Source organism: Streptomyces sp. NPDC058195, from assembly GCF_042883525.1.
In the GTDB taxonomy this organism is placed as follows: domain Bacteria; phylum Actinomycetota; class Actinomycetes; order Streptomycetales; family Streptomycetaceae; genus Streptomyces.
The window spans coordinates 24,884-36,305 of record NZ_JBHVVM010000046.1; the positions used below are offsets into that span (position 1 = coordinate 24,884).

10 protein-coding genes are annotated in these 11,422 nt (G+C 72.0%); 4 read left to right on the top strand and 6 right to left on the bottom strand.

Going from position 1 to position 11,422, the window contains the following annotated elements; translation table 11 throughout:
* Positions 1-67 precede the first annotated feature (67 nt).
* The 5 genes from ACFVWY_RS34035 to ACFVWY_RS34055 form a co-directional block, all read right to left on the bottom strand.
* Positions 68-2,098, bottom strand: a complete 2,031-nt coding sequence (locus ACFVWY_RS34035) for a M4 family metallopeptidase (protein ID WP_389878798.1) — start codon at positions 2,096-2,098, stop codon at positions 68-70.
* 448 nt (positions 2,099-2,546) lie between these two features.
* Positions 2,547-3,578 carry an alcohol dehydrogenase gene (locus tag ACFVWY_RS34040; RefSeq protein WP_389878799.1) on the bottom strand — a complete coding sequence of 344 codons (1,032 nt, stop codon included), beginning with the start codon at positions 3,576-3,578 and terminating at the stop codon, positions 2,547-2,549.
* Positions 3,579-3,675: 97 nt separating this feature from the next.
* The gene (locus ACFVWY_RS34045) at positions 3,676-5,451 is read right to left on the bottom strand and encodes an ABC transporter ATP-binding protein (RefSeq protein WP_389878808.1); all 1,776 of its coding nucleotides are present in this window, start codon (positions 5,449-5,451) and stop codon (positions 3,676-3,678) included.
* A 17-nt stretch (positions 5,452-5,468) separates the two neighbouring features.
* A complete protein-coding gene (locus tag ACFVWY_RS34050) occupies positions 5,469-7,184 on the bottom strand; it encodes an ABC transporter transmembrane domain-containing protein (RefSeq protein WP_389878809.1) in 1,716 nt (571 codons plus the stop codon).
* Positions 7,185-7,282: 98 nt separating this feature from the next.
* On the bottom strand, positions 7,283-7,924 hold the full coding sequence (locus tag ACFVWY_RS34055) for a hypothetical protein (protein WP_389878800.1): 642 nt from the start codon (positions 7,922-7,924) through the stop codon (positions 7,283-7,285).
* 106 nt (positions 7,925-8,030) lie between these two features.
* Between ACFVWY_RS34055 and ACFVWY_RS34060 the strand changes: the two genes are divergently transcribed.
* Together ACFVWY_RS34060 and ACFVWY_RS34065 are read left to right on the top strand one after the other, a co-directional pair.
* Positions 8,031-8,861, top strand: a complete 831-nt coding sequence (locus ACFVWY_RS34060; RefSeq protein WP_389878801.1) for a Scr1 family TA system antitoxin-like transcriptional regulator — start codon at positions 8,031-8,033, stop codon at positions 8,859-8,861.
* Positions 8,858-9,067 (top strand): DUF397 domain-containing protein, encoded by a 210-nt coding sequence (locus ACFVWY_RS34065; protein ID WP_389878802.1) that lies wholly within the window; start codon positions 8,858-8,860, stop codon positions 9,065-9,067. The genes ACFVWY_RS34060 and ACFVWY_RS34065 overlap by 4 nt, the downstream gene beginning before the upstream one ends.
* Before the next feature lie 86 nt (positions 9,068-9,153).
* On the opposite strand, the gene ACFVWY_RS34070 is transcribed toward ACFVWY_RS34065, so the two are convergent.
* Positions 9,154-9,744 carry an NPCBM/NEW2 domain-containing protein gene (locus ACFVWY_RS34070; protein ID WP_389878803.1) on the bottom strand — a complete coding sequence of 197 codons (591 nt, stop codon included), beginning with the start codon at positions 9,742-9,744 and terminating at the stop codon, positions 9,154-9,156.
* A 418-nt stretch (positions 9,745-10,162) separates the two neighbouring features.
* On the opposite strand from ACFVWY_RS34070, the gene ACFVWY_RS34075 reads away from it, so the two are divergent.
* Both ACFVWY_RS34075 and ACFVWY_RS34080 read left to right on the top strand, forming a co-directional pair.
* Entirely contained in the window at positions 10,163-10,429 is a 267-nt protein-coding gene (locus ACFVWY_RS34075; RefSeq protein ID WP_389878804.1) for a hypothetical protein, read from the top strand.
* A 160-nt stretch (positions 10,430-10,589) separates the two neighbouring features.
* The gene (locus ACFVWY_RS34080; RefSeq protein WP_389878805.1) at positions 10,590-11,306 is read left to right on the top strand and encodes a DUF5995 family protein; all 717 of its coding nucleotides are present in this window, start codon (positions 10,590-10,592) and stop codon (positions 11,304-11,306) included.
* The last annotated feature ends 116 nt before the right edge of the window (positions 11,307-11,422 follow it).

Below are 11,422 nucleotides of genomic sequence, written 5' to 3' on the forward strand. Positions count from 1 at the left end.
GGAACCGCCCGGCGGGAGTGTGCACTCCCGCCGGGCGGTGGTCACCGGTTCAGAGCCGGTGCGGGGTTCAGAAGGTGAGCTTGAAGCTGTTGATCTTGCCCGTGTCACCCGAGTACATGTCCTGGACCTTGAGCTTCCAGGTGCCGTTGGCCACCTCGGAGGAGGCGTTGACGGTGTAGGTTTCCTGGACGTTGTCCGCGGAGTCGCCGAGCGAGGCGCTCTTCAGCCGGTAGGCCGTTCCGTCCGGGGCGACGAGGTCGATGTTCAGGTCACCGCGGTAGGTGTGGGTGATGTTCACGCCGACCTGGAGGGTGCTGGGCGCGTTGCCGGTGACACCGGTGACGCTGACCGAGCTGGTGATGGCCGCGCCGGCGTCCGGGATGGTCACCGCGGTGGAGTTCTCGAAGACCTTGCCGCCCGGGTTCGGGTTGCCGCCGTCACGGGTGCCGACGTTGACGGCCGCCCAGGCGTCGCCGACCGCCTTGTACTCGGCGCTGGTGGTGCCGTACAGCTCACCGGCCGCAGCGAGGGTTCCGGTGCGGGCCGCCGCGTAGTTGGTGGTGGAGGTGAACTTGGTGGTGAGTGCCTTGAACCAGATCTTCTCGGCCTTGGCGAGGCTGATGCCGGTCACCGGCAGGCCGTCGGAGGTCGGGGAGTTGTAGGAGACCCCGTTGACGACCTTGGCGCCGCTGCCCTCGGAGAGCAGGTAGAAGAAGTGGTTGGCGATGCCAGAGGAGTAGTGGACGTCGACGTTGCCGACGCCGGAGTACCAGGAGTCCTTGGACGCGCCGTCCTTGCTCGGCTTGTCCATGTAGCGCAGCGGCGTACCGTCACCGTTGATGTCGATCTTCTCGCCGATGAGGTAGTCGCCCGGGTCGGCGCTGGTGTTCGAGTAGAACTCGACCGCGCTCGCGAAGATGTCGCTGGTCGCCTCGTTGAGGCCGCCGGACTCGCCGCTGTACACCAGGTTGGCGGTGGACGCGGTGACACCGTGCGACATCTCGTGCGCCGCGACGTCGAGGGCGGTCAGCGGGTTGGCGTTGCCCGAGCCGTCGCCGTACGTCATGCAGAAGCAGCTGTCCTGCCAGAACGCGTTGACGTAGTTGTTGCCGTAGTGGACGCGGGAGTACGCGCCGACGCCGTCGCCCCGGATACCGGTGCGGCCCTGGACGTTCTTGTAGTAGTCCCAGGTCTCCGCCGCGCCGTAGTGGGCGTCCGCCCCGGCCGTCTCGGCGTTCGACGCCTGGCCGTTGCCCCAGACGTCGGTGGAGTTGGTGAACAGCGTCCCGGTGCCGGAGGTGCCGTGGTTCAGGTTGTACGTCTTGTGGTTGCCGCGGCCGGTGTCGGTCAGCGTGTACGACGGCGCGGTGCCCAGCGTCACCTGGCCGCTGTACTCGGTGTTGCCGACGCCCTTCTCGACACCCTGCCACTCGTACAGCTTCGCCCCGGTGGCCGCGTCGGTGATGACGTGCAGCTCGTTGGGGGTGCCGTCGTCCTGGAGGCCGCCGACGACGGTCTCGTAGGCGAGCTGCGGCGTGCCCTGCGCCATCCAGACGACCTTGCGCGGCGCCCGGTCGGCCTCGGTCTTCTTCGACCCGTCGGCCTTGGCGAGGCCCAGGGCCTGGCTCTCGGCCTTGGCGGGCGCGATGTCCGCCTTCAGTTCCACGGCCTTCAGCTGAGTGCTGGTCACCCGGGAGGCCTTGGTGACGCCCAGGGTGTTCCCGGCCTTGCTCTCCTTGACGACCATGTCGCCGCCGAGCACCGGGAGGCCCGCGAAGGTGCGCTCGTAACGCGTGTGCGTGGTGCCGTCGTTGTCCTGGACGACGTCCCGGACGACGAGCTTTTCCTGGGCGCCGAGGCCGAGGTCCTTGGCCGTGGCCGTCTTGGCGGCGTCGGCCTCGCGGATCAGCTCGGCGCGCTGGGAGGGCGAGAGCTGCTTGGGCAGCGCCCCGCGCTCGGCGCCTGCGGTCGCCTGCGCCGAGGCGGAGCCCGTGGGGGTGGCGGTGGCGGTGCCGGTCTGGACTCCGACGGCGAGGAGGGCTGCTGCGGCGATCAGAGCGCCGGTCGCGGTGGCACGACGGCTGGGCGTGGATCTCACGCGGACTCCTTCTGCGAGGGGGGTACCGGCGGCTCAGTCGAGCCGTCCGGGGTGAGCGAGAAGTGCGCAGAACGGGGTGAAGGTTGTCAGCAGCGGGCCGTTCCTGTCAGGAGCGCGTCAACAACTTGGCCGGAACTCGTTCGTTGCCGGAATGGTCATGTTCGTTAAGCGGACGTTTCGCGGATCATCATCGCGATGCCGTAAGCCCTCGCATGCGGCCCGGAAGAGGGGGCCGGAGCCGAGGTGGGGTCCGGCGCTCCGTGTTCGAACAGAGCCTGGTCGAACGGAAGTCGGGTGCTGGCCGAGAAGGCGTAGAGATGTGGCTGAATTCGCGCTGTCTGCTCTGTGGGGTACGTCCCGCGCCGCCGGGCCGCGGGCATACGGCAGCGGCCGGCGCCGCCCGTACCGAGGGCGGCGCCGGCCGTGAGGAGCGGGCGGGGGCGGGCCGTCAGCCGGTGGTGAGCACCATCCGGAAGCGGGCGGTGCCGGTCAGCATCTTCCGGTACGCCTCCTCGGCCCCGTCCAGCGCGACCGTCTCGGTCATCGGGCGGATCCCGTGCAGGGCGCTGAACGCCAGGGTGTCCTGCACGTCCTGGGCGGTGCCGGAGGGGTGGCCCCGGACGATCCGGCCGGACATCAGCAGCTGGTTGGGGCTGATCCCCAGCGCCTCCGCGTCGGCCCCGATGACCACCAGCTCGCCGCGCGGGCCCAGCCCGTCCACGGTCGCCGTGATGGCCTCGGAACTGGCGGCGGTGGCCAGCACGGCCCTGGCCCCGCCCAGCGACTGGAGCGCGTCCGCCACGGAGATGTCCGCCGTGCTGTCGACGTAGTGGTGCGCGCCCAGCTCCCGCGCGAAGGGGGCCTTCGCCGCACCGCGCGCGATCGCCACCGTCTCGAAGCCCATCGCCACCGCGTACTGCACCCCCAGGTGCCCGAGGCCGCCGATCCCCAGCACCGCGACCAGATCCCCCGGCCGGGCGGCACTGCGCCGCAGCCCGTTGTACGTGGTCACCCCGGCACACGCCATCGGCGCCGCGTCCACCGCCGTCAGCGCGTCCGGAATCCGGGCCAGGGCGTCCGCCGGAACGGTCACGCTCTGCGCGTAGCCCCCGTCGTACGCCCACCCGGGCACCTTCAGGTTCACGCACACCACGAAATCGCCCCGGCGGCAGGGGACGCAGTGCCCGCAACTGCCCCCGAACCAGCCCACCGCCACCCGGTCGCCCACCTGCCAGGCGTCCTCCGTGCCCGCGCCCAGCTCCGCGATCCGCCCCGCGATCTCGTGCCCCGGCACCACCGGGAACCGCACCCCGGGCACCAGGGCCTCCACGAACAGGGTGTCGCTGTGGCAGATCCCGCAGGCATCCACCGCCACCCGGACCTGCCCCGGGCCGGGCTCCCGCACCGGCCGCTCGACGACTTCGAGGGGGCCACCGGCGGCGGTCGCCTGCGCCGCTCGGTACACACGGGGAACGCTCATCAGACTCTCCCGGGTCACGTGGAATCGCCCCCCTCGCCCCCAGTAGACCAGCTCCCTCCGCGCGGGCGGGTGTGACGCACGGAGGGAGCTGGAGGGCTCAGGGCGCGGGCGGCTGACCGCCCCCGCCGTGCCAGGAGCGCCAGAGCGCCGCGTACGCCCCACCAGCCGCCACGAGCTCCTCGTGCGTGCCCAGTTCGGTGATCCGGCCGCCCTCCATCACCGCGACCCGGTCCGCGTCGTGCGCCGTCTGGAGCCGGTGCGCCACGGCGATCACCGTCCGGCCCTCCAGCACGGCGGCCAGCGCCCGTTCGGTGTGCCGGGCCGTCCCCGGGTCCAGCAGCGCCGTCGCCTCGTCGAGGATCAGCGTGTGAGGGTCGGCCAGCACCACCCGCGCCAGGGCGAGCTGCTGCGCCCCCGCACCGTCCGGCCGGTGCGCCCCGTGCCCCAGATCGGTGTCCAGGCCGTCCGGCAGCCACGCGGCCCGCCCGGCGCCCACCACGGCGAGCGCCGCGCGCAGTTGCGCGTCGGTGGCGTCCGGCGCGGCGATCCTCAGGTTGTCGCGGACGGTGCCGAGGAAGACGTGGTGCTCCTGGGTGACCAGGACGACATGGCGCCGCAGCCGCTCGCCGTCCAGCCCGGCGACCGGCACCCGCCCCACCGTCACCGCACCGGTGCGGGGCGGGTCCAGACCGGCCAGCAGCCTGCCCAGCGTGGTCTTGCCCGCCCCGGAAGGGCCGACGACCGCGAGCCGCTCCCCGGGACGGACCGTCAGGTCGACCCCGCGCAGGACGTCGACGCCGTCGTCGTACGCGTACCGCACGTCCCGCACCTCGATCCGGCCGTCGGCCGGGGGCGGGCCGGGTGCGGGGGAGGCGGGCGCGGGCACGTGCGCGTGCGCCGCCGAGGCCAGGCCCTCGACCCGGGCGAAGGAGGCCCCGCTGCTCTGGAGCTGCTCCAGCCGCTGGAGGACCGTGTCCAGCGGCTGGGACAGCTGCCGCAGGTACAGCGCCGAGGCGACCACCGCGCCGATGCTCACCGCACCCCGCCCGTGCAGCACCCCGCCCAGCAGCAGCACACCGGCCACCGGCACGACGTACGAGACGTCGATCGCCGGGAAGAGCACACTGCGCAGGAACAACGTCCGCGTCCGGGTCCTGCGGCACTCCTCGATCGCCGCCCCGCACGCCGCGATCCGGCGCTCCTGGAGCCCGAGCGCCTCGACGGTCCGGGCCCCCGCCGCGGTGGCCGCGAGCTGCTCCGCGAGCGCCGAGTTGGCGTCGCCCTCGGCGAGGTAGGCGCTCCGCGCCCGGCGCAGGTACCAGCGCGCGGCGAACCAGATCCCGAGCAGCCCCAGCACCCCGCACGCACCGAGCAGCGGATCGAGTACGAAGACCGCGCCGATGATGAACAGCGCCTGTACCGAGGCGATCAGCACCTCCGGTCCGGCGTCCCGCAGGGTGGCGCCGACCAGGGCGACATCGGTGGTGCCGCGGGTCAGCAGATCGCCCGTGCCGGCCCGCTCCGCCACCGGCGCGGGCAGTGCCAGCGTCCGGTCGGCGAACTCCTCGCGGATACGGGCCAGGGCCCGTTCGCCGAAGCGGTGTCCCACGTACCCGGCCCAGCGGACCAGGAGGAGCTGCGCCACGGCGAAGCCGAGGAGGGCGAGGGCCAGCCGGTCCACCACGGCCACCCCGCCACCGGCCACGACCTCGTCGACGATCCGCCCGAGCAGCCACGGGCCGACCAGGCCGGCCGCGGCGGCCAGTGCGTTGAGTCCGGTCATGGCGGCGAAGACCCGGCCGTCCAGCCGGACCAGCCGCAGCGCCGCCCGGAACGTGGGGGTCGGCCCGGCGACGGGCAGTCCCCGGGACACCGGTCCGGTCGCGGGGTTCACCGCGCACCCTCCTCGTACGGCTGAACAGAGGGGCCGTCGGCCGGGCCGTCGGCCGTGGAGATGCCGGCTGGGCCGTTGGCCGCGCCGAGGTCGGCCGGGTCGTCGGCTGTGCCGAGGTCGGCCGGGTCGTCGTCGGCCGCGCCGCGGGAGACCAGGCGTCGGTAGCCGGGCTCCCGGTCCAGCAGCTCACGGTGCCTCCCGGCCGCCGCGACCCGCCCCTCGACCAGGTAGTACACGGTGTCCGCCCGGTCCAGTACGAGCGGCGAGGTGCTGGTGACGAGGGTGGTGCGGCCCGAGCGCGCGGCGCGCAGCCGGTCCGCCATGGCCGCCTCGGTGTGCGCGTCCACCGCCGAGGTGGGCTCCACCGCCAGCAGCACCTCCGGATCGGCCAGCAGGGCCCGTGCCAGCCGGAGACGCTGGCGCTGGCCCCCGGAGAGATTGCGGCCCCGCGCCTCGACGCGCGCGTCGAGGCCGCCCGGCAGCCCGCGCACGATGTCCTGCGCCACGGCCGCGTACAGGGCGCGGTCGAGGGCCTCCGCCTCCCGGTCCCGGGCGCCGCCGACCACCTCGCGCAGCGGCCCGGCGAACAGGTCGGCGTCGTGGTCCGCGACCAGGAGGCGGCGGCGCACCCGCGTCAGGCCGATCTCGTCCAGGCGTACGTCCCCCCAGGTCGCCGCCGACCCGGTGAACCGGCCGAGCCGCTCGACCACCGCGGCGGACCGTTCCGGCCGGGCACCGGCCAGGGCGGTCAGCCGCCCCGGCACCACCTCCACCCCGGACTCCGGGTCACGCAGCACGGCCGGTGCCTCCGGTCCGTGAGCCGCCGCCCCGCCACCGTCCTCGAAACCGGGCTCCAGGGCCAGGAAGCGGATGACCCGGCGGGCGGCGACCAGCCCGCGGCTCAGGTCGTAACCCCCCTCGATGAAGAACTCGACCGGCACCACCAGCACCGCCGCGTACCCGTAGACCGCGACCAGCTCGCCGACGCTGATGGACCCTTCGGCGGCCATCCGGGCCCCGAGCCAGGTCACGGCCCCGAGGAACAGGGCGGGCAGCCCGACCCCGAGCGCCCGTATCCAGCTGGTCACCGCGCCGACCCGGTACCCCTCCTCGCGCAGCTCTTGCGAGCCGCGCCGGAAGCGCCCGGCGTACACGTCCTTGCCGCCGATGCCGTTGAGCACCCGCAGCCCCCCGACCATGTCCTCGAACCGGCCCGCGAGCAGCCCCTGCCGCTCCCGGTACGCCGCCTCGGCCCCCTGCAAGCGCCCCAGCAACGGGCCCACCAGCAGCATGAGCAGCGGAACCCCGAGCAGCACCACGGCGGCGAGCAGCGGCGCCACGGACAGCAGCAGCGCGGCCACCACGACGAAGGCGAGGACGGCGCCGACCCCGGGGCCGGTGATGGTCAGGGTGCTGGCGATCACGGCGACGTCACCGAACCCGATGGTGACGACCTCCCCGGCGGTGACCCGGCGCGGCAGCTCGGCCCCCAGCCGGGTCGCCTGGGCGACAACGGCCCGTACGGACCGGAAGACGGCGTCCAGCCGCACCCGGGTCATCATGCGGTGCCGCATGATCGCCAGCCAGGCGTTCAGCACCCCCACGCCCAGCAGCGCCGCGACCCACCCGGCCAGCGCGGGCCGGCTTCCCGCCCGCAGCCCGTCGTCGATCGCACGGGAGAGCAGATAGGGCGGCAGCGTCAGACCCACCATCCAGGCACTGCCGAGCACCGAACCCGCGGCGACCCGGCGGCGCTGGCAGACGATCAGCCACCACAAGTACCGGAGGGGGCCCCGGAGTTCGGGGGGCCTTACTGCTCGCCGCTCAGGTCGCTCTCCGATGGGAACCCCTCCCCCGGGTGGCGGTCGAGCAGGTCTGCGGACGCCTGTTCGCCAGAGCGTACCGACAGGGTGTACGTGCAGTCCGTGCCGGGGACCACGACGAGCAGCGGGGATCCGCTCTTCAGGAGCGCGTGGGCGGCGCGCTGGCTGCGCCGGTCCTCGTACCAGGCGCGGAGATCGGCGAGGTGCCCGAGGCTCTGGTCGAGGCCGGTCCGGTCGGCGATCCACAGCGCCTGCCCGCCGAGCCACCGCAGCGCGAGCACGGAAGAGACGGTCCGGAAGGTGCCCAGCACGTGCCGCACGGGCTCGTCACCCCCGTACACCAGCCCCTCCGCCAGAGCCTCGCACCAGTAGGTGTCGGGCGCGAGCTGCATGTGCGCCGCGTACGGGCTGTCGCCCCGCACTTGCTCCCGCGGCGCCGCCGACCGCGCTGCCGCGGGCTCCACCTCCCACTCGGTCCCCCCGCAGGGCGGTCGCAACAACCAGTACGGCCCGGCGGTGCCCCGGAACTCACCGAGCCGGTCACGACGACTGGTGTCCACCAGCGGCGTCCCGAGCGCCGGGACTTGGGGATGCTGCTGCTCGCTGGGGGGATCGCTCTGCACAGACACGGCCCACTCCTCTCCGTAACGGTTCCGCTACCAGGTGAGGTCAGCGTGATCTAGAGTCGGCAATGCTTCAACTTGCGTCGCTTGAGCGGAGAGATGGGACGCCTGGATGGTGAATCGCAAGGAACTGGACCCCGATGAATCCCCCAGTGCCCGCTTTGGGCAACGTCTGCGCCAGTTACGCGACGAACGCGGCTGGACGCAGGAAGAGCTGGCTGCGCGGATGGGGTGCTCCGGAACGCATGTATCCGCCGTGGAAACTGGCCGGCGTCCCCCAACTCCTCGTTTCGCAGCACGTGCTGACAGGGCATTTGGGACGGGCGATCTGCTCGAACGGCAGGGCCGTGCCGTCTGGAACACCGCGATACTCGAAGGTTTCCCGGAGTTCGTGACGCACGAGGTGTGTGCGGCGGAGATCAGGCTCTTCGAACTCGGGATCATTCCTGGCCTGCTCCAGACACCGGACTACGCGGCGGCCATCACTACGGGTGCCGTGCGGCGCGGAGCGATCACGGAGCAGCAGGCGGAGGAGCGGCTGCTGCTCCTGGAGCGAAGGCAGGAGTCGCTGCGCAGGACTCCGCCGCCGCTGGTGTACGTCGTCCTCGACGAGAGCTGCATCCGACGCCCTGTGGGCGGTCCGGGGGTCATGGCGGAGCAGCTGGACCAACTCCTCGCGTTCGCCGAGCTGCCGACGACCGTCGTGCAGGTGGCACCGTACGACCTCGGGGAGCGCAGGTCATTCGACCTGCCGGTTCATCTGCTGGCGCTGCCGGACCGGACCCAGCTGTCCTACGCCGAGTCGGCACAACTAGGGCGCCTGGAACGCGATATGAGGATCGTTCAGCCTCTCCTGACGGCCTACCATCAGTTGCAGGCCGAATCGCTGTCCCAGGCAGCTTCCGTAGCCGTGATCGAACAGGTACGAAAGGGTTTCCCGTGACGACCGAATCCCCCCGCTGGTTCACGTCCTCCTACAGCAGCAACGGCGGCGCTTGCATCGAGGTCGCCGCCAACCTCATCGCCCCGCACGGCGTGGTTCCCGTCCGTGACTCGAAGGACCCGGGTGGTCCGGTGCTGAGTGTTGCCGCCGTGTCGTTCGCCTCCTTCGTGGCGGGCGTGAGGGCTGGGGAGTTCGGCTCCGTCTGACCCCGTACGTTCAGCGCGTTTCCTTCGACAGAGCCCCGCCGCGCGGCGTCCGCCGTCTGGTGGGGCTCTGCCGGTCCGGGGGCGTGTCAGTTCCGGTGGAGCACCGGATTGCCGATGCCGACGGTGGGGCCTCCGTCCTCGCTCTCGGCGACGATCTTGAGAAGGGCGACGCCGGTCAGGTCCACGGTCACTTCCACCGGCCGGTTGATCTGCGCGGTCGCGCTCTTCAGCGTCTTCCCCTCCCCGCCACCGCTCTTGAAGGACACCGTCGCCGGGTATGCGGGGCTGTCGTCGTCGAGCCCCACGGTCACGGTGAGGCTCTTGTAGTGCTCGTTGATGCTGTACGTCAGGGACTCGAAGTAGCCGAGTGACTCGCCGACGATGGCGTTGTCGAAGCGCTTGCCGCCCATCGTCACCGGCTGGCGCACCAGGTTGCCGTAGCCCGATCCCAGAGGCTCGATGTCGGTGAGCGGTACGTCATCGGCCGTGCGCGCAGTCGCACCGGGCGAGGGGCCGTCGTCGGCGGTCGCGCCGGGTGCGGGAGGGGTGGCCGTCACCGTCACCGTCGCGGTGGCGGTCACCGTGTTGGTGACCGTCCGGGCGGTGGGCGGGGTGACGATCGAGGGAACGCCGAAGAAGCCCAGGACGAGGCCGACGACACCGGTGAGGGCGCTCACCAGTGCAGCCGTCTCGGCTCGGCGGCCGGTCCGTGGGGCGGGTGAGGGTGAAGGCGGGGCGGGAGCCGGGGCCGGGGCGGGATCCGGAGCCGGTACCGGGGTGGGGGGCGGTGCCGACGGTGGGGGAGGAGGAGGCGGCGACCCCGGGTCAGGCTGTCCAGTGCTCATGTTCAACTCCCCTGATTGCACATGCGGTTGTGTGCGGCGGTGGAATTCAACTGGATGGAAGCGTGAACGGCAAGAATGTCCATCGCACACTGATCGGGGACGGGTCCACCGGAGCAATGGGCCGTTCGGCCAGTCGAGTGAGCCGGTTCACTCGTGGGAGTCACCGGGGTGCGTCATCTGCCTGGGGCGGGCAGCTTCGGGCCGAGCGGGTCGTGACCAGCGGCCCGACGATCACCTCTCGGGAGACTTCATGCGTATTCGGACGGCACTCGCCGCTCTCACCCTCGCTACGGCCGGTCTGCTCGGCGCGGCAGGCGCCGCCTCCGCCCAGGAGGGCCTCGACGCGAGTTGGGGGCAGGGCCAGTTCTTCGTCAACCAGAACGGAGCGGGTGTCCAGGGCGCTCAGTCGTCCGCGGCGGCGGACGGTGTCAGCAACGCCGGGTTCTGGATCATGGCGGACGACAGCGGTGTCTCCGGCTCGTACAACGGCTCGGGCGCCACCTGGAACAACGAGTAGGTCTCACTACCCCGCACGGCATGAACACCGGCGCTTCCGTTCGGCTCCAGGGCCGGGCGGAAGCGCCTCGTCGTATGGGCCCCTCGCCCCTCGCCCCTCGCTCCGCGCCCCTCCCTGACCGGTCCCACCCCCCTCCACCCGACTCAGGAGAACCGCCACCATGGCCACGACCGTGCAACTGCCCACCACCATCGACGGTGTCATCGCCCGCATGGAGCAGATCGACAACGAACTCGACCCCCGCGACGGGGTGGCCTGCTTCAACCACATGTATCTGAAGGTCACCAAGCTGGTGAAGGACAACGTCACCTCCGGCACCTTCGGCGACAACGCGTTCCTGGAGCGGATGGACGTCCTCTTCGCGGGCCTGTACCTGCGCAACGTCGACGCCGACGCGGCGGGCCGCCCGGTCGATCCGGCCTGGGCGCCGCTCTTCGCCGCCCGCGACAACCGGATCATCTGGCCCCTGCAGTTCGCGCTGGCCGGAATGAACGCCCACATCAACCACGACCTCCCCGTCGCCGTCGTCGAGACCTGCGCCGAGCGCCGCACCACCCCCGGCACTCCACCGGTCCACGAGGACTACGAGAAGGTCAACGATCTCCTGGCCGCCGTCGAGGCGGAGGTCCGCGCCGATTTCGAGACCGAGATCGTCAAGCTGGCCACGAGGGACGCCGAAGCGCTCAAGCACGCCGTCAGCGCCTTCACCATCGCCGAAGCCCGCGAGACCGCCTGGATGACCGCTGAAGCCTTCTGGGTCGAGAAGAACAGTCTCAACCCCCTGGCCTACCGCAGCCACGAAGCCGCCCTGGCGCGGACGGTCGGGGGAGTCAGCCACGGCATCCTCCTGCCGGTCGTCCCCCCGCCCGCCGCCTAGGGTCTTTCGTTTGGATCAGGCTGGATCAGGCTGGATCAGGGAGCGGGGGCTGGTGCGTGCAGCTGCAAGGCGGAGGAAGGAGCCGACGCGGAGCGTCGGTGACTGACGACAACGCG

What these genes read in the sequence shown, in the direction of transcription:
- ACFVWY_RS34050 (WP_389878809.1), bottom strand. Translation starts at nt 7,184, where the DNA reads ATGGTGGGTCTGACGCTGCCGCCCTATCTGCTCTCCCGTGCGATCGAC.
- ACFVWY_RS34080 (WP_389878805.1), top strand. Translation starts at nt 10,590, where the DNA reads ATGGCCACGACCGTGCAACTGCCCACCACCATCGACGGTGTCATCGCC.
- ACFVWY_RS34060 (WP_389878801.1), top strand. Translation starts at nt 8,031, where the DNA reads ATGGTGAATCGCAAGGAACTGGACCCCGATGAATCCCCCAGTGCCCGC.
- ACFVWY_RS34075 (WP_389878804.1), top strand. Translation starts at nt 10,163, where the DNA reads ATGCGTATTCGGACGGCACTCGCCGCTCTCACCCTCGCTACGGCCGGT.
- ACFVWY_RS34040 (WP_389878799.1), bottom strand. Translation starts at nt 3,578, where the DNA reads ATGAGCGTTCCCCGTGTGTACCGAGCGGCGCAGGCGACCGCCGCCGGT.